The sequence below is a fragment of the Thiomicrorhabdus arctica DSM 13458 genome (assembly GCF_000381085.1).
Taxonomy (GTDB): domain Bacteria; phylum Pseudomonadota; class Gammaproteobacteria; order Thiomicrospirales; family Thiomicrospiraceae; genus Thiomicrorhabdus; species Thiomicrorhabdus arctica.
Window position 1 is genome coordinate 425236 of the sequence record NZ_KB905899.1, and the last position, 18169, is coordinate 443404.

Genomic DNA, 18169 nt, shown 5'->3' on the forward strand with positions numbered 1-18169 from the left:
GTTATCCCTCCAAACCTTGCTTAACTGATCGTGCTTTTAACTGTTCATCACAGTAATCGGAATCAGAGCATTGATAGAGTTTTTCACCACTTATAGCATCCACAAATTCATCTAAGAAACTGTGATCACAGCCACAACGGTGGCAGGTACGACGCTTGTCAGTTTCGTCATCAAAGCTTTCGACACGGAAAGGTACATCATCAAACTCGAGCGGCTCGGCTAAGGTATAAGGTGGTACGGCATAAATTTTCTTTTCACGCCCAGCGCCCAATAAAATGAGGGCTCTTGAGTCATTCATTTTGGGGACATCCCAACGCGGGATAGGCGAAGAATCTATTACATAATGGCGGTTGATACGGGTTGGGTAACGATGTGAAATGGTGATTTCATCAAACTTCACAATGTCTTCGTAGAGCTTGACCAATAAGCGCGAGTAATCCGCTTCACCGTGCATGATTTTACGTTTGTCTTCCGACGGTTCAACCACCACTAAGGCATCAGGGTAGGGAACCTGCAACACAAGCACCTGATCTTCACGCAGTGCCTGTTCAGGAATACGGTGGCGAGATTGAATCAGATTCGCTTCAGAAACTTTAGTCGTGGTATCAATGCCAGGACAGGTCATTTCAATAAAGCTGCGTAAATTCACGGCATTGACTGAATCATCGGAGCCTTGGTCTATGACTTTTAAGGTGTCTTGTTTACCAATTAACGAAAGCGTTAATTGCAAACCACCTGTTCCGAAACCACGACCCATCGGCATTTCACGACTCGAATAAGGCACTTGATAACCGGGGATTGCAATGGCTTTTAAGACACTACGGCGTACTTCCTTTTTGGCGTACTCATCTAAAAATCCAAAGTTATATTCGACAGAAGCTTGTCTGAACTGAATGTCTGAAGTGTTTGCTTGATTAGGCATTGTCAGCTCCTGGGTTCTTATCGTCATGTTTATCTTGGGTGGTTCTTAAACGATCCATATCCGATTGGAAAGTGACATAGTGCGGCATTTTGTAGTGCGTACAGAAGCCCATAGAGTCGATACCATCAATGTGTAGTAATACAAACTCTGGGTCTTCTGAAGGATTAGTCGGCCCATTTTTCATGCCAGACTGTAAAGCTCGATCTAGAATCGACATTGAGATGGCTTTCACTTCGTTATGCCCAAAGCAAGCGCCGTAACCGAGACTGAAGGTCGGTTTACCGCCATCTTCTTCATCTTCGTACATGGCAACCACTTCACACTCTGTCATTAACACTTCACCGACTTCGATCAGTTCACCAGTGATAGGGTGGGGCAGCATCACCGGTAAATAGCCGACTCTAAGCTCGGCAACCGTTGGGTGAATGTCTCCATAACCCCGCATATTGGAATACGCAATGGCAAGAATAGAGCCCGTTTCAGAACGCGCCATGGTCGATAATGCAGCAGAGCGTGGTACAGGAAAAACCAGTGGCTCACGCGTAATATCAAACGGCTTTTTTTCTGCAGCCGCTTCGTCAACAGGGGGCAGCAATCCTTCTTCACGTAAGGCATCCAATACTTTTGGAAAGGTATCCGGAATATCATCATGACGATTTTCATCCAACCATTTAGCCGCCACAGCTTTAAAGGCTTCTGGTGATTCATCAAGCAATTCAGTTCGCATCAAACGCAGGGCATAATCACTGCTAGCACCTAACATTTGACCACCAGGAATATCCTTAAATGAAGCTGAAATACGACGAATAACGCGCATACTGCTGGTATCTAGGACAGGTGATTCAACGAGACGTGGTTTGGTTGAACGATAAGCACGTAAAGCAAATGATGCTTCTAGAGTATCGCCCAAGCTTTGTTTAATCGCTAAAGAGGCCAGTTTTGGGTGGAACAGGCCACCTTCAGACATAATTCGGCTATGTAAAAAATACAACTGGTTTTCAATGGTGTCTAAATCTAAGGGTTCAGCCGATTGGCCTTGACGCGTACGCACGAATTCTAATAATTTTTCAGCACCGGAGATGGCTTTACCACCGCCTTTAATTGCAACGTAACCCATTAGTTTAGATCCTCATTTTGAGTCGTTTCGATGAGCTCAATTTTAGTGGTGCGTGGTAGTCCCATAATTTGAGTGTCATCCACTAAAATACAGTCAATCCCTAACGGAAAAGCGGAACACCATTCATTACGCTGTTCTAACCAGGCCTGGTCAATCCCAGAAACAGACACTTGAGTCTCACCATTGACACCTGGCCCAGTTAATTTCAGACGAATATCGCCGTGATGAGTATCTAATTTAGAGACTTTTAAAATGATCGTCGTCGCAAAATCAGGTGACGATAGAGTCCCTAGTTTTGGTTGGAAGCTAATGGCTTTAGCGCCATCACATAATGCATAATGTGCTTGTTCAGAATGCACGTTCTGAGCTTGTAATAGCGGCCAGTGGTCATCCTTTAGTAATCCGTCCACATCGGCTAAAGAGACTTCACCATCCAGTAAGGTTGCCAAAACCGCTAAATAGACAGGGCTGTTTTCTAGCCACTTTGTCCAATTCTCTAATTGGCCAGGGCGAGAGAGGGCTTGCATCAGACTATTAAACAGAGCTTGTTGCGTGTCTGCTAACCAAATAGGGTTGACGTGTGCACCGAGTAAGTCTTGTTTAAGCACTTTTATCCTCCTTATTTTCTTCGTTAGTTGCCCCTAGCAATGAGAAATCAACGGCTGTTGAACCCAACATGGCTTTACGTGTCAGCGCTTCTTTTTTAAACTGAAAGTCGCCCATTTCAACTAGGTCAGCCAGTTTGCAACACGCCATTAAGTCATTTTCCAAAATGGCATCACAGACCGCAAACAGAGATGCTAAGTTCTCATCGTCATCCATTAGCTGAGCCGCACCTTCAAAGGTATTGCCTTGTTTATCGGTTAAAGCGACCCAACTGGTTGCGATTGGAATTTCGCCTAAAAAATAAGGTTCATGCATTGCAGTATCTTTGGTTTGTAATACGCCAAGTCCTGATTGTGGAATGGACTTATAAGACACGTCGTATTCATGAATAACGGAATCAATTACCGCTTTAACTTCATCTACGGGAACCAACTTTAATGCACGAATCCATAGGCTGCGAGGTATTTTGCAACAAGTTCTATTCATTTTGGATTCCTTTTAAAGTGTTTTGTTACGTAGCTTCTGTGAGAAAAATTCAAGCACGACTACTGTGATAAAAATGATTAATAAAATAGTGGCAACATGGTCGTAATCGAATAGATCCCAACGACCTTTTAGTTCCATACCAATCCCACCTGCGCCCACAATACCGAGCACAGTTGCTGTACGGATATTGCGTTCAAAAATATATTGAATATAAGCAATCCAGGCAGGTAATACGTGTGGGAAGACCGCATAACGTAAAACTTTAAGTGAGTTAGCACCTGCTGAACTCAGCGCCATTTGCGGGCCTTTAGGCGCATTTTCAATTTCATCGGCAAAGAATTTACCTAATACCCCTGAGGTATGAATCGCTAATGCTAAGACACCCGCAATCGGACCAAAGCCATAGATAAGCACTAAAAATAGCGCCACAATCAGTTCAGGCATTGAGCGATGGAAGCTTAACCAACCACGTGCGATTTGATAAACAATCGGGTGTGGTGAGTAATTACGCGCCGCCAAAATACCTAAAGGCAATGAGATAATGATAGAAATCATGGTGCCCCAGAAGCCCATTTCAATGGTTTCCCACATCATCCAAAGCACTTTTTTTAAGTAACCAATAGGTTCAACTAAGTATTCGGCTTTCTCTTCTGTCCAACTGTCGGTGTCTACATCATATTCACGAGAAACGCCTTCCTCGACATAAGAAAACCATGGTAAATGTTGTAGGTCAACGCCTTCAAGACGGCTTAGTTCAGTACGAGCTGAAAACTGAATTGGAAAGGCTTGGCGACCAAACTTAGACACGCCATTTAATACATTAGAATCGCCAATGCCTACGGCAGACAGAACGGCTTTACTTGTTTCGACAGCTGCTCTATCCATCTCGGTATTGTGTCCAGACCAAGCGAGGAGTACAAAGGCGAAAAATAAAAATAGGATGGTTTTTGGCGTAATCGCTTGATAGGTTTGCCATTCACGCCAATCACGTTTTTTATTGATTTGAGAGACTGTATTCATGCGACGGCTTCCTTAATATCAACGAGGAGTGGTCGAGTTGGCTTTTCAACTGGTTCAGCCTGTTGTTTTTCTAAATTGTCATGCTCAATTTCATATAGTCTTCTTTGTACATCGGCATCCATGGCAGAAGGTGGGCCATCAAAAAAGACTTCGCCATCACGTAATGCAATGATTCGGTCAGCAAACTCTAAGGCATAGTCCATCTGATGCAAGGTACAAAGCACGGTTGCCCCATTAGTTTGAGCGGCTGTTTTAAGACTGTTTAACACGCTACGACTCATAGTAGGGTCTAAGCTGGCAACGGGTTCATCCGCTAATACCAATTTAGGGCTGGCCATAAATGCACGTGCAATGGCCACACGTTGTTGCTGTCCGCCTGAAAGTTCAGACGCGCGACGCATCAGATGTTTCTCTTTCAGGCCCACTTCGCTTAACAGTTCGTAAGCACGCCGTTGATCTTTAATAGGGAAAGACTTAACCATGCTTCGCCAGAATCCCGCTAAAGGTAAAATACCGGTTAGCACATTGTGTAATACACTTAAACGCGGCACTAAATACAATTGTTGGTGAATCATGCTCACGCTACGCTGAATCATTTGTAGGTTTTTCTTAGTTAATAATTCACCGTCTAAAATGATCTTTCCAGAAGTCGGTTCAACTAAACCATTAACCATATTCATTAAGGTTGATTTACCCGCACCAGATGGCCCAAGCAGCACACAAAATTCGCCTTGTTTAAGCTGTACGGAAACATCTTTTACGGCCTGCGTCCCATCAGGGTAAATGCGGCTGACATGGTCAAAAATTAACATGGTTTTTTCTCCAAAAATAAAGATCTTTGCAAACTGACCTGGTAAAGCTGGTTTGCAAAGATCTCTTAAAAGCACCTCAAAAATTTGAGGTGCAATTAAAATAGGTTGAGACCTCATGCAAAGGTCTCAGATTAAAAATTAACGCTGACCTGCTTTTTCAATCATTTCTGCTTTCACTGTATCTGTGACAGTATTTAGTTTTTTCAAAGCATCAAAGATTTTTTGCTCATCAAAGTGAGTGTCATAACGATCCACTTTTTTACCGCCGTAACCACGGATTTTTGAAGGGTCAATCTTGGTGTGAATTTCACCAAATGCTTTACGAAGTTCTGCTTTTAACTCAGACGTTAAACCTTTGTTCATGGCGAGAGGAGGGTTAGGGATTGGCTGAGACTTAGCTAAAGGCATAAATTTAGCTGGATCAATCGCGCCTTTTTTAGCGGCTTTAGCAAAAGAGTTATATGAAGAGGCTGCTGCATCTACTTTTCCTGCTGATAATGCGGCTAAAGAAGCTGAGTGAGAGCCTGAAATAATGACTTTCTTAAGGTCTTTAACAGGATCAACCTTGGCTGCAATTAACATGGCAACTGGGAAGTTGAATGAAGACGTTGAGTTTGGGCTACCGAATGCCATGCTTTTACCCTTAAGGTCTGAAAGCGTTTTGATGCCACTGTCTTTACGGACGAAAATACCAGAGTAGTAAGATGCGTCACCTTTTTTAACGTCAACCGCTAAAAGATCAACACCACATTTTTCGTTTGCTTGACCGTAAGTAACGGCACCAAACCAAGCGATATCCGCTTTATCGTTACACATACCTTCAACCACGGCCGCATAGCTTGCGCCTGCTTTTATATCAAAGTGAATGCCATAGTTATCCGTGATTCCTTGGAATACTGGGCCGTAATCTTTAGTGATATCGTTTGTGCCTGTATCAGCAGGAACCATAAGGACACGTAATGGATGCTCTTTTGATCCATCAGGAAGTGCGAAAGCGACTAGAGGCGTTAAAGTAACGGCTGTAACTGCTGCTAAGAACAAGTTCTTAAGTTTCATTGGTCTTTCTCCAAAAATATAAAAAATAAAGTTAAAAAATTAAATAAAACGTTTAAACAATCCAGCCAAAAGAGTGATTAGACGGATTGCGTAAAGGTCTCAAGGTTGATTTTTAGGGTTCATTAAAATCTCAAGTTGAATCATGTCGGACCTAAACCGAGTGATGGAGTATTCGATTCTTCTGCCTGTTTTTGTATCTTCGTTAATTGTTTTCACTTTCAAGATAGGTTGGCTATTTGCCAAACCCAGTCTGAAACCGTCTTCTGCATTTGGCATTGCTGAAGAAACTAAGCTTGAAATTCTTTTTGCTTGAATGCCACACTCTGTTTTTAGAAATGCGCCTAATGAACCCGATTCATATTTATCTAATGCCGTTGGGCAAATATCTTTTGGTAGAAAGTGGCTAATTAATGCGGCTGCTTTGCCTTCAACCTTTCTAAGCGTGTCAATTTGAAAGACTTCTTCGCCATTCTTTAATTGCAATTTTTCGGCAACCCCACCACAAGCGGCAATGACCTTTTTATCCCAAAGAATGCTTTCAACCTGTAAATTATTAGCCTCTACAGATTCCGTAAAACGCTCATAGCCTTTGATGCGGTAGGCCAATCTTTTTTCGGCAATAAAAGTGCCGAATCCATGACGTTTTTCTAAAATACCTTGCTTAACAAGCTCTTCAACCGCTCTGCGAACGGTGTGACGATTAACCCCAAATTTATCAGTCAGGATTTTTTCTGATAGATACAAATCACCAGGCTCAAAGACATCTTGAATATCCGCCTCAATCGCATTGGCAATTTGTGTGTAAATTTTTTCTGGGCTGTATCGATCAATCATTTCACTTGTCTAGATGTCTAAAACTGTTGCTAAGTTTAGATAAGGTAAATGTCTACCAACGGTCAGTTTTGTGAAGGTTTTGTTGCGGATGTCGACATCCATCAAACAGTCATCGTATGAAAGTAGTTGGATAAGGCGTTAAGAAGGTTTGAAAACAAATTGGGACAGGGTTATGCTTGACGCTAATTTACAATTAGATATTGAGTGGTGGGTGTATCGTGTTTTGATTAACAGACCGATATAGCTAAAAGCCCGCCACAAGTTACCATACCCTGTAAGAGAGTATAAATGCCTGGTAAGCGTGGTGTTTATCCAGAGAAAAGGGGTTTGACGCCTTTTTTATAGTGTCAACTTGGATCGGCCGGATAATTAAACCGCCAAATGAATAGAGAGTGAGACTTAAAACATGAGAGAGACTCCTGAATTACCACCGTTGCCAGAGCGGTTTGAATCTTTGATATGGGAGTGTTTAAAAACACGGCAAACCATCAGTGAATATCAGTTAATGCGCTATTTAGCAGAGGAAGGGTTAACAGAGTTTAAACCTGATCTGGACCCATTAATCATGTTCCGCGCTCACTTTTTACTGTTTCATCTACTGTATCGTTTGCAAGATCACTGGATTTTAGAAAGTCGCGGTTGGCTGAGCATTTATACGACGGATATTCACCTGAAAGCAATGGACAGTGTTATGAGCTCACAAGAGGGTTCTGGACAAGAGTTGTTTCAAGATGATCCTGTGAAATCTTATTATCTAGATTACAGTGAGTTTTTAAACACCCAAGAAGAGGACGTACTGAGTTTATTAGACGATTTCTGGCGCAAGATGGCAGGGAGTCCTATTCACGCCATTGGTCCAGAAGACAGATTACAAGCCCAGCAAAGACTCGGTTTGGAAGGTCAGACACTGTCTATGCAAAGCGTAAAAGTGCAATTCCGTACTTTGTGTCAGTTACATCATCCCGATAAGGGTGGTGATCCTCTGGTATTTAGACAGATTTGTGATGCCAAAGAGCTTTTAATCCAGAGTTTGAAAGTCATGTAGAAACGATGTATCTTTTTCACTTAACGTTTTAATGGATTTTAAAACTTAAAGCTCGCAAGAAGTGACCAGGCCTGGTTAGTTCTTGCGGGCTTTTTTGTGTCTGCTGATTTACTTTAACCCCATCTATAAAATGACCAGGCCTGGTAAGTTATATTTAGAATCAGTGTATTACATTAAATCAGCTGTAAAAAGTTAGCTGCGGGGAAAAAGTAACCAAGTAAATCTGATTCGAACTCATAACACTGTCTAGACAATATGAACAAATATGACCATTTTATTGAGATGGGCAAAAGTCGTTATCTTAAGTGTTACATTACTAACATAAAATTGTTTTTTTGTACAAACCACCGAGTTAAGGTGGTTTGGAACAAAGCCCAAAAGGCGCATGGTTTTAATGCAAAGTAGGCGCGGCCGCGGGTAAGGGTTCGTTATTCACAGGGAGAATGTCATGGATGTCAGTAAACGTCATACGGTATTAATGGCCGGTTTTATCGGTAATGTCGTCGAGTGGTATGACTTTGCGCTGTATGGCTACATGGCCGGAATCCTTTCTACGTTGTTCTTCCCCGGCATTGATCCGCTCACCTCTTTGATCGCTACCTACGGTGTATTTGCGGCCGGTTTCTTGATGCGACCTTTGGGCGCGGGCTTATTTGGCTGGCTGGGTGATACGGTGGGGCGTACCAAGACCATGCTGATTTCCGTCTCGATGATGGCCGTACCCACGGTGGCGTTGGGTTGCCTGCCAACTTATGAGACCGTCGGTATCTGGGCGCCGGTTCTGCTGGTGGTCATCCGTCTGATCCAAGGGTTGTCGGTCGGTGGTGAATTCAGTAGTTCCGTGGCCTACCTGGTGGAATCGGCGCCGGATGGCAAGCGTGGATTCTCCGGGAGCTGGGCCAATACCGGCAGCATGGTCGGTATGTTACTGGGGGCCGGTATTGCCGCCGCAACGACCAGCTTTCTGTCCGATGCCACCGTGCAGGACTGGGGTTGGCGGCTGCCGTTTCTGGTTGGCGGCGTGATCGGCGGTATCGCTATCCTGATGCGACGCAATCTACCGGAATCGGAGCATTTCAAGCGCCACCACCGTGTTCGTGGCGAGACCTCTCCGCTGTTACAGGCGTTCACCACGGATCGACTAAAGATGATTCAGGCCATCCTATTTGCATCCGCCTATGGCGTGATTTTCTACCTTCCGTTAGTGTATTTGCCTGAGTGGCTACATTCCCAGGCCGGGATGCCGCTCCATACCGCTTTGCAGATCAACACCGCCGCCACCGCGCTACTGCTGATCCTGGTGCCATTTATGGGGATGATCAGTGATCGCCTGATACGCAGAACACATTTCATCGCCGGGGCGATGCTCGTGATGACACTGGCTTCTTACCCTCTCTACACATTGTTGGCAAGTAACGGATACTGGGGCGCTATTGTGGTGCAGTTTGCTCTGGTGATCTTACTGGCCGTTCCGCTGGGCGCTGCGCCAGCCATGTTTGTCGAGCTGTTTCCAGCGCGGGATCGATTGTCTGGCTATTCGGTAGCCTATAACCTTGGACTGGGCGTTGTCGGCGGTGCCACACCGATGTTAGCCACCTGGATGATTAAAGTCAGCGGTGTTTCTGCCGCACCTGCTGCGCTGCTAGCGGTGGCCGCAGCGCTCGCTTTTGTGGTCGTCTTGTGGATCAAGGATGGCAGTCGAGAACCGCTACCAGAGTGATCCAATTGCCGATGATTCAATCAACTCCGCTTTGAAGGTAAAGGGGGCTTCGCTCTGACCCTTTTTCTCGTAAAGTAAATAGCTGGGATATGGGTAAACGTAATGATACAAAGCTTGTTTCAACAGCGCTTAATATAGCGCTTAAAAATAAACATCCAAACCAGTAGGTGTTATTACACTCAGATAAAGGGTCTACTTATTGATCTGATGCTTACGTAGCATTGTTTAAACGTAATGGAATAATACAAAGTATGAGTAGAACGGCAGAATGCCGTAAGACTGCCGAAAACTTTTTAGCACCTTGAAATCAGAGTGGGTCTAGCAGACAAGCTACTTAACAAGAGAAGAAGTTCAAAGCAGCATATTTGAATATATTGAAGTCTTTGATAACAAGATATTGCAAGATAGGAAGGCATTCATATATCCATTATGAATCGCCTTCAAATTACGAAATGGTTTTTTACGAAAAAGTCTAACTGGCCAGTTTATTGAGGGAGCTTCACTTTGCCCCTTTTTCTCAAATGCTGAACATTATTAAGCTGTTAAGTTAATATTGTTACCAACGGCCCCTAACATTGGAGGCGCGCTATTAACTGGCGTCGTAGGATTTGTTGCATTCACCGTATTAGCTACTTTAACAGCATCATCCTTATCATTATCAGCATCCGGCTTATTGCCTTCAACTTTACCTTCTGTCTTGTTAGTGTTAAAGATCGCTTGCTGAGAAAGCGTATTTATACTTGATGAAATATCCATTCTAATTTCCTCTTCATTACTTAACGGGTTGAAAATAACTTTCAACTTTAATCATAGGCTTAAATAGAATGACAAATCTTAAGACAGTATGAACTTTTAATTTGATTCTAAGCTAACCCTTTTTTTTCAGGTTTTGGGCAGGTTTGTGATGTCAAAGAGGTTTTGGTTGAGAGTTTTCAGGCGTTGTAGAAACCACTCGTCTTTTTCGCTTCGTGTTTTAATTAGCTTAAAACCTAAAACCAAAAGCCCGCAAGAAATGACCAGGCCTGGTCGTTTGGTATTTTTCTATTAAACTTATTCGTAAACTAACGACTTTCTGGTTATAGTGATTTATAAATATTGTTTATATGGTTTACGTAGTGATTTAGTAAACCTAAACCATTGCAGGTCGAAGAGTGGCGAAAAAACTAAAGATGGTTCACCGAAAAAATCAACAAAGGGTAGTGAGGTTCCCCCACAAAACTGGACACTAAATATTACCATTTAGGAGTCCCAAAACAGTCTAGTTTATTGGGGGAACTTCACTTTGACCACTTTTCTGAATTATTAAAGATGAGAGTAGTAAATTGTTTGACGTGAGACTAAATCAACCCAACGAAAATATTTCAATACACATTGTGGATATTAAAACTGTTTCAAAGCCTCTTGAAGATTATTTGGATGCACATTTTATTAGTATTTGTGAAGGAAGTTCAGGCAGTGTTTTATCAGATGTAAAGCAGGTTGTAAGTGAGTTTCTTAAAACAAAAGACGAAAGAACTAAAATGGGAGCAACAGCAGAGTTTTTTTTGCATCTGTATTTAATTAGCTCTGGATTTAAGCAAGAATGTTTATTCTTGAACCTCGAAGAAGGGTCAATAAAAAAAGGATTTGATGGGTATTATTCTTTCAATAATGAAGAATTCATAATGGAGAGCAAATCAGGTTCAAGTACAACACTTACTATTAGTCATAGTGGAAAAATTAAAGAGGCGTATAAGGATTTATCAGACAACCTGTCAGGTAGAAGTGTAAAGAGTAATAATAATCCTTGGAAAAATGCATACAATCATGCATCCCATGCTGATGTAGCTACAGATCTAAACATCCGAAAAAATATAAAAGCGTTATCAGATAACTATGATAAATCGGTGTTTTCAGAGATAAAAGATTTTAATGTCATTCCTGCTTCCACAGTTTTTTTACAAAACATATGGAAAGATGATTTCTCTAAAGATATTATTCAAAAATTAATAGAGTTGAGCACTAAATTTGAATTTAAGAAACTACATGTTATTTGTATAACAAAAACATCTTTAGATTTGTTTCAAAAATATTTAGATAAGTGAGCTAAAAATGGAACAAATTGAAAAAACCGCTTTAACATCAATTAATAAGAATTCATCATTTAATGAGATTTTCAAAAAATTAACATTAGATAATCAGCTAATAGGTGAAGAAAAAACCTATATTTTGAGCTGTGCTATTATCTTTTTAAGGCAATATCAAAACAATAAAAATTATACTAGTTATGCTGAATTAGCTTATTACATTATTTTAAAATACTCATTTAGGTATGAAGATTTTGAACCTCTATACGAGATGGCTACAAATTTCGGTTTCTATCCTATATCAAAGTATATTCTTGAAAAAAACTTACTAAAAAACAAAAATATTGATGATGTAATTATTAACTTAAATTTAGATAATTTTAAACATAATAGTTACATAGAGACCTATGAACAAAAAATACAAAGAAAAAAAATACTTATAAGTAATGCTAATGAACAAAGCTATATTGCTCCAACCTCATATGGTAAAAGTTCAATTATTCTTGAGTATTTGATATCAAATCAAGCTATAAAACGAATAGGCATAATAGTACCTACGAAGTCTCTTTTAGCTCAGACATATAAATTACTAAAAGGGGCAGGTTTAAATAAAAGAATTATCATTCATGATGAGATGTACGAGAATGATGATTCATTTGTTGCGGTGTTTACACAAGAGCGTGCATTAAGATTAATCAATAAAAATGATATATTTTTTGATTTATTGTTTATAGATGAAGCTCATAATTTATATGATAAAACACCTCGAAGTATTTTGTTATCAAGGTTGATAAATAAAAATAGAGCGTTAAATACGAATCAAAAAGTTATTTATTTATCACCACTAATCATGGATAGTAATAACTTAAAGCAGTCAAATCAACAAGATATCCAAGAACAAAGAATTAACTTCAATATTAAAGAACCTGATATATACGAATATAGACTCAATGATGAGGTATTTAAATACAATAGGTTTGTAAATGAATTTTATTTTGTAACTAAATATAAAAATCAGATTGAATACATAAATGAACATGCACAAAAAAAGAATTTTTTTTATATACGTTCACCTAAAAAAATTGAAGAATTTGCCAAAACTCTGAGTTATAAAGTTGATGTTAATAATGAAAAGTTAAATGAGTTATCGAAGATACTTGAAGATAATATACATAAAGACTTTTACTGTGTGGATTTCGTAAAAAAAGGATTTCTTTATATTCATGGTAAAGTTCCAGAATTAATTAAAGAGTATTTAGAGTATAAGTTTAAAGAGCTTAGTGAGTTAAAGTACATTATTGCTAATACTGTCATATTAGAAGGGATTAACCTGCCAATTGACACTATATTTATTTTAAATACACATTCTTTGTATGCTAAAGAGCTAACAAACTTAATCGGAAGAGCTAATAGGTTAAATGAGGTTTTTAAAAATAAAAACACTCTAAATAAGTTAGTCCCTAAAATTCATTTTATAAATTCCAATAAATATAACCGTAAAAAAAGCAATATGTCGAACAAGATTATGCTTCTACGCAGCAGAGTTTTTAAAGATAAAATTAGAAATCCAACACTGGAAGCATTTGATTTCGATAGGTTAAAACCTATAGAGAAACTTAAATCTTTAGTGGTCAAAGAGGAGGAGGATTTCATAATTAACGAAGCCAAAAATGAATTTGACCAGATAAAAAAATATTTAATTGAAGTCGGGATTTATAACCTTTATGCCAATGGTGCTTTAATTGTTGAACATCTTATTAGTACGATAGACAGTATCAAAACCGATAAAGGTGGTTGGGATAAGCAAGGAATGATTGACAAAATTTTTCTATTGTTTATTAAGGGGATAGAAAACAACATAATTGAATTTGAATTTAAAAGACTATTGAGCTCTGAAGCAAGAAGTTACTATGAAATGCATATAAGCAACTCACATAAATACTCTCTCAATACAAATATTATCAAAACGTTCGAATACTTCTCGCGCAAGAAAAACACGCCTTCTGGTCAGGAGTTTTATGTAGGTAGTACATATGGTGAAATATCTAGATCAACGGAGATTCATCCAAATTCAAGTAATGAAGTTTATGTAAATCTTTCTTATAAAACCGATAAGGAGCTAATAAACTTAGCAATTGTAAAGTTAAAGATTGAAGACGATTTTGTTAGTTTCCAGTTGAACAAGTTCATTACAATGATGTATGACTTCGATTTAATTGATGACAACCAATATAACTTATACATATATGGAACTACTGACATATCAAAGTCAACCTTAAGAAAAATTGGACTTAGTGGTAGTTTAATATCAAGGCTAGAAGAGGCTGGTCAATTAGAGAATATCTCTGTTGATAAGTTTAATAATGTTAGTGTTAATGTTGAATTTGAAGAGTATAAAAAATCTGTTGATGATTTTTCTAAGTTTGAAATAAATAAATTTTTATAAAAAACGAGTAATTGGGTCAGAATAAAATCAAATTAATTTGATCCTGCGCTCACATTACTTTGTAAGACCACGGGACATACCAGGCCTGGTCATTTTCGTCATAAAAGACTCAACGAGTGAGTCCTTTCATTCAGCTTTTATCTGTTTTTTATGCATTTCAAATTAAATCATCTTCTCTGATGACTCTAATCCTATTATGATGTGTGCTATGCCTATTTTATTTACGAAAGGATTGTTTTGATGAACTTGATCGATATTGCTAAAAGCCGTTATGCCACCAAGAAGTTTGATGCCTCTAAAAGAATTACAGATGAGTTGTTTGAACAGATTAAGGGGTTATTGCGATTCAGTCCTTCAAGTACGAACTCTCAGCCGTGGCATTTTGTGATTGCGGATAAGCCTGCAACCAAAAAACGTATGAGTAAAGGTACACAAGGCGCTTACAGTGCTAACGAACCTAAGGTGTTGGATGCGTCTCATGTTATTTTGTTTTGCGTTAAAACAGAGATGAGTGATGACTACCTTTTGCATCTGCTCGAGAATGAAGACAAAGACGGACGTTTTCCAAACCCTGAAAGCAAAGAGATGGTCAAAAAGGTTCGTGCTTTTTATGCGGACTTGCATCGAAAAGAGTTGAATGATGCTCAAAGTTGGATGGAGAAACAAGTTTATTTGAATTTGGGTACGGTCTTGTTGGGTGCAGGTGTTTTAGGGTTAGATGCGGTGCCAATTGAAGGCGTGGATGTTGACGTATTAGATGCAGAGTTCGGTTTGACTGACCAAGGCTATAGAGCGGTTGCGCTTGTGGCTTTAGGCTATCGAGCGGAAGATGACTTTAATGCAACGCTGCCAAAATCGAGGCTAGCAGAAGATGAGATATTTACGGTTTTAAAATAATTCGTGAATATTTTGAGCCATTGGGATCAGAGTAACGTTAAATCAATTTGACCCTACGCCCACATGTTTTTTTAAAGCCGCAGGACATGCCCTACGCCCACATGGTTGTGTAAAGCCGCAAGGACATACCAGGCCTGGTTGTTTTGCACTCACAAAAAAGCCCGCGCGATGCGGGCTTTTTTGTGGAAGGACTATAGTTTAGAGAAATATCCCTTTAAGTAATCAATCAGTAGTCTTAGTTTTTTAGACTCGGCATTGCCGGGTGGAAAGACTCCATAGACATTAATGTCTTTCAGTGTGTAGTCATCCAGCACGGATATCAAAGTGCCCCGCTGAATTTTGGGTTTGGCGTCATATATTGGAATTTGAGCTAACCCGTGACCCCCTTCAACAAAGGCGGTTTTTGCGGCGGCATTATTGGTTTTAATGGTGCCTTTTAGTTCAATCGAGTAAGAGCGTGTGCCTTTTGTCAGTTCTAGGTGATCTGAGCTTAATTTGTATAAAACCCACTGATGTTTATGAAGTTCTGTTGGCTTTTTGGGGAGTCCGTATTTTTCAAAATAACGGGGTGAACCGCAAAGGCAGGTTTTTAAGGTTGAGAGTTTGGTGGCTTGCAGTCCTGAGTCGGGCAGTGATGCACCTCGAATCGCTAAATCAATGCCTTCTTTCATGATATCGACGACTTCATCGGTGAACATGACATCAAGCTCAATTTTAGGATAGAGCGCTCGAAATTCATTGAGGGCAGGCACTATGATCTGTAGACCGATATTGACTGGACAAGTGATTTTTAACAAGCCGGTAGGGTCATGTTTAAGATTTTCAATTTTCTGATTCGCGGCAGAGGCTTGCTCGGCGATCACGCGACAATGTTGATAATAGGCTCGACCTGCTTCGGTGAGTGAGATTGTTCGGGTTGAGCGATTGAGTAACTTTATCTTAAGGTGTGCTTCCAGCTTTTTTATATGGTAACTGACCACGGCACGAGACAACCCCATATGCTTGGCCGCTCCGCTTAATGTTCCTTGCTCGATGACTTGAGAAAAGACCACCATACTTTTCAGTTGTTCAAAAGGCATCTCCATAAGGTCATCTCACTGTTTAAGGTTGTATTTAAAAGGTTGTATTGAAAGATTGTATCAATTGTTGTTACAAAGAAGTCAATTTTGTCTGCATTGTTTGATTGGGTTTGTTTCGTTAGACTGCTCTACAAGATGAAATCAAACGTAAGAACTTAAAACCAAAGAGGTCTCAAATGAACACTAAAAAAATATTAATGGTATTAACGTCACATGCTGATTTAGGTAACACGGGTGAAAAAACAGGCTTTTGGATCGAAGAGTTTGCGACACCGTATTATGCATTTAAAGATGCTGGCGTAGACGTCGTATTGGCTTCACCAGCCGGCGGTCAACCGCCAATTGATCCTAAGAGTGAGTTAGAGGGATTTCAAACCACTGCAACAGCTCGTTATTATGCGGACAGTGAGACTCAAAAAGTCGTCGCGAATACTATTGAATTAACGCAGGTTAATGTGGATGAGTTTGATGCTGTTTTCTACCCTGGTGGACACGGTCCTTTATGGGATTTAACAGAGAACAACGATTCTATTCAATTAATCGAACAATTTCTGGCGGCGAATAAACCTGTCGCGGCGGTATGCCATGCTCCGGCGGCCTTGTTAAATGTAAAGGACAGTGCGGGTGAGTATGTTGTTAAAGGTAAAGCGGTTTCAGGCTTTACAAACGGCGAAGAAGCCGCGGTGGAACTAACGGATATAGTGCCTTTTTTACTGGAAGATGAATTAATCAAACGCGGGGGTGATTATCAAAAGGTCGATGATTGGCATGCCTTTGCGGTGCAAGATGGACTGATCATTACGGGACAAAACCCACAAAGTTCAGAATTGGTCGCACAAAAGCTACTGAGTCAATTAAACGCTTAATTTTAATTTTATTGTGAGGTTTTTCCTATGTTAAATTTTAGTTTCCATAACCCGACAAAAATTCATTTTGGCGAAAATCAAATTCAGTTGATTGCCGGTGAAATTCCGACTCATGCAAAGGTTTTAGTGATTTATGGGGGCGGCTCCATTAAACAGAATGGGGTCTACGATCAAGTTGTTAATGCCTTAGCCGAGCATACTTGGTTTGAGTTTTCAGGTATTGAACCGAATCCTAAATATGCTACGTTGATGAAAGCGCAAGCCATTATTCAACAAGAAGGGATTGATTATTTGTTGGCCGTGGGCGGCGGATCAGTGGTGGACGGCGCGAAATTTATTGCCGCCGCTGCACTGTATGAAGGGGAGGATCCTTGGGATATTCTTGCGAAACAACACCCTGTAAAACAAGCACTGCCGATTGGTGTGGTCTTAACCTTACCTGCAACGGGGTCTGAAAGTAATATTGGATCGGTCGTCACGCGTGATGGTCATAAATTACCGTTTCAAAGCCCTTTTGTGCGTCCACAATTTGCCGTGTTAGACCCTAAAGTGACGTTGTCATTGTCTGAGCGCCAGATCAGTAACGGTGTGGTGGATGCGTTTGTGCATACTCTGGAACAATATTTGACCTACAGCGTGAATGGCAAGGTGCAAGATCGTTTTGCAGAAGGTTTGTTACAAACGTTAATTGAAGAGGGCCCTAAAGCCTTACAGCCTGCGACCAAAGAAGATTTGGACATACGCGCAAATATTATGTGGTCAGCCACCATGGCGTTAAATGGCCTGATTGGTTCGGGTGTTCCGCAGGATTGGTCGACCCACATGATTGGCCATGAATTAACGGGGCGTTTTGGCATTGACCATGCAAGAACCTTATCCATTATTTTGCCCGCTGTGATGAAAGTTAAACGTGAACAAAAGCGTGAAAAATTAGTCCAATTTGCAGAACGTGTTTGGCATTTAAGTGAAGGCAGCGATGAGCTTAAAATTGATAAAGCCATTGAATTAACAGAAGCGTTTTTTCAACGCATGGGTGTCCCCACGCGACTGTCTGAAGTGGATGTCACCCAAGAGGATATTGATGGACTGATAGAGAAGCTTGAGCAACATGGCATGACTCAGCTGGGTGAACACGGAGACATTACGTTAGACGTCAGCCGTACCATCTACGAAAAAGCGTTGTAAGTTGCGTATAAA

Annotated in this window: 17 protein-coding genes; 7 read left to right on the top strand and 10 right to left on the bottom strand. The window is 40.4% G+C overall.

Annotated features, from left to right (window positions below; translation table 11 throughout):
- Nucleotide 1 precedes the first annotated feature (1 nt).
- The 8 genes from F612_RS0101940 to phnF form a co-directional block, all read right to left on the bottom strand.
- Entirely contained in the window at nucleotides 2–922 is a 921-nt protein-coding gene (locus tag F612_RS0101940) for an alpha-D-ribose 1-methylphosphonate 5-phosphate C-P-lyase PhnJ (protein ID WP_019556059.1), read from the bottom strand.
- Nucleotides 915–2039 carry a carbon-phosphorus lyase complex subunit PhnI gene (locus tag F612_RS0101945; RefSeq protein ID WP_019556060.1) on the bottom strand — a complete coding sequence of 375 codons (1125 nt, stop codon included), beginning with the start codon at nucleotides 2037–2039 and terminating at the stop codon, nucleotides 915–917. The genes F612_RS0101940 and F612_RS0101945 overlap by 8 nt, the downstream gene beginning before the upstream one ends.
- Complete coding sequence (gene phnH / locus F612_RS0101950) at nucleotides 2039–2647, bottom strand: phosphonate C-P lyase system protein PhnH (protein WP_019556061.1); 609 nt, start codon at nucleotides 2645–2647, stop codon at nucleotides 2039–2041. Before phnH ends, F612_RS0101945 begins: the two co-directional genes overlap by 1 nt.
- The gene (gene phnG, locus F612_RS0101955; RefSeq protein WP_019556062.1) at nucleotides 2640–3131 is read right to left on the bottom strand and encodes a phosphonate C-P lyase system protein PhnG; all 492 of its coding nucleotides are present in this window, start codon (nucleotides 3129–3131) and stop codon (nucleotides 2640–2642) included. The genes phnH and phnG overlap by 8 nt, the downstream gene beginning before the upstream one ends.
- 12 nt (nucleotides 3132–3143) lie before the next feature.
- Nucleotides 3144–4151, bottom strand: coding sequence for a phosphonate ABC transporter, permease protein PhnE (phnE, locus tag F612_RS0101960; protein WP_019556063.1), 1008 nt, complete (start codon nucleotides 4149–4151; stop codon nucleotides 3144–3146).
- Complete coding sequence (phnC, locus tag F612_RS0101965) at nucleotides 4148–4963, bottom strand: phosphonate ABC transporter ATP-binding protein (RefSeq protein ID WP_026329578.1); 816 nt, start codon at nucleotides 4961–4963, stop codon at nucleotides 4148–4150. The genes phnE and phnC overlap by 4 nt, the downstream gene beginning before the upstream one ends.
- A gap of 138 nt (nucleotides 4964–5101) precedes the next feature.
- Nucleotides 5102–6019, bottom strand: a complete 918-nt coding sequence (locus F612_RS0101970) for a phosphate/phosphite/phosphonate ABC transporter substrate-binding protein (RefSeq protein WP_019556065.1) — start codon at nucleotides 6017–6019, stop codon at nucleotides 5102–5104.
- A 99-nt stretch (nucleotides 6020–6118) separates the two neighbouring features.
- The gene (phnF, locus tag F612_RS0101975) at nucleotides 6119–6853 is read right to left on the bottom strand and encodes a phosphonate metabolism transcriptional regulator PhnF (protein WP_019556066.1); all 735 of its coding nucleotides are present in this window, start codon (nucleotides 6851–6853) and stop codon (nucleotides 6119–6121) included.
- Nucleotides 6854–7259: 406 nt separating this feature from the next.
- Between phnF and F612_RS0101980 the strand changes: the two genes are divergently transcribed.
- Nucleotides 7260–7898 carry a DNA-J related domain-containing protein gene (locus F612_RS0101980; RefSeq protein WP_019556067.1) on the top strand — a complete coding sequence of 213 codons (639 nt, stop codon included), beginning with the start codon at nucleotides 7260–7262 and terminating at the stop codon, nucleotides 7896–7898.
- 448 nt (nucleotides 7899–8346) lie between these two features.
- Nucleotides 8347–9618, top strand: a complete 1272-nt coding sequence (locus tag F612_RS0101985; protein ID WP_019556068.1) for an MFS transporter — start codon at nucleotides 8347–8349, stop codon at nucleotides 9616–9618.
- A 534-nt stretch (nucleotides 9619–10152) separates the two neighbouring features.
- On the opposite strand, the gene F612_RS0101990 is transcribed toward F612_RS0101985, so the two are convergent.
- Entirely contained in the window at nucleotides 10153–10374 is a 222-nt protein-coding gene (locus F612_RS0101990) for a hypothetical protein (RefSeq protein WP_019556069.1), read from the bottom strand.
- A 575-nt stretch (nucleotides 10375–10949) separates the two neighbouring features.
- Here F612_RS0101990 and F612_RS0101995 point away from each other — a divergent pair.
- The 3 genes from F612_RS0101995 (at nucleotide 10950) to F612_RS0102005 (ending at nucleotide 15027) form a co-directional block, all read left to right on the top strand.
- Complete coding sequence (locus F612_RS0101995; RefSeq protein WP_026329579.1) at nucleotides 10950–11702, top strand: hypothetical protein; 753 nt, start codon at nucleotides 10950–10952, stop codon at nucleotides 11700–11702.
- Between the two features lie 7 nt (nucleotides 11703–11709).
- Nucleotides 11710–14130 carry a DEAD/DEAH box helicase gene (locus tag F612_RS0102000; RefSeq protein ID WP_019556071.1) on the top strand — a complete coding sequence of 807 codons (2421 nt, stop codon included), beginning with the start codon at nucleotides 11710–11712 and terminating at the stop codon, nucleotides 14128–14130.
- Nucleotides 14131–14370: 240 nt separating this feature from the next.
- Nucleotides 14371–15027, top strand: coding sequence for an oxygen-insensitive NAD(P)H-dependent nitroreductase NfsB (locus F612_RS0102005; RefSeq protein WP_019556072.1), 657 nt, complete (start codon nucleotides 14371–14373; stop codon nucleotides 15025–15027).
- A 191-nt stretch (nucleotides 15028–15218) separates the two neighbouring features.
- Here the strand turns inward: F612_RS0102005 and F612_RS0102010 are convergent, their stop codons facing one another.
- Nucleotides 15219–16112, bottom strand: coding sequence for a LysR family transcriptional regulator (locus F612_RS0102010; RefSeq protein ID WP_019556073.1), 894 nt, complete (start codon nucleotides 16110–16112; stop codon nucleotides 15219–15221).
- Between the two features lie 170 nt (nucleotides 16113–16282).
- Here F612_RS0102010 and F612_RS0102015 point away from each other — a divergent pair, with 170 nt between their 5' ends.
- Together F612_RS0102015 and F612_RS0102020 are read left to right on the top strand one after the other, a co-directional pair.
- Nucleotides 16283–16972 (top strand): type 1 glutamine amidotransferase domain-containing protein, encoded by a 690-nt coding sequence (locus tag F612_RS0102015; RefSeq protein ID WP_019556074.1) that lies wholly within the window; start codon nucleotides 16283–16285, stop codon nucleotides 16970–16972.
- Nucleotides 16973–16999: 27 nt separating this feature from the next.
- Nucleotides 17000–18157, top strand: a complete 1158-nt coding sequence (locus tag F612_RS0102020; protein WP_019556075.1) for an iron-containing alcohol dehydrogenase — start codon at nucleotides 17000–17002, stop codon at nucleotides 18155–18157.
- Nucleotides 18158–18169 lie beyond the last annotated feature (12 nt).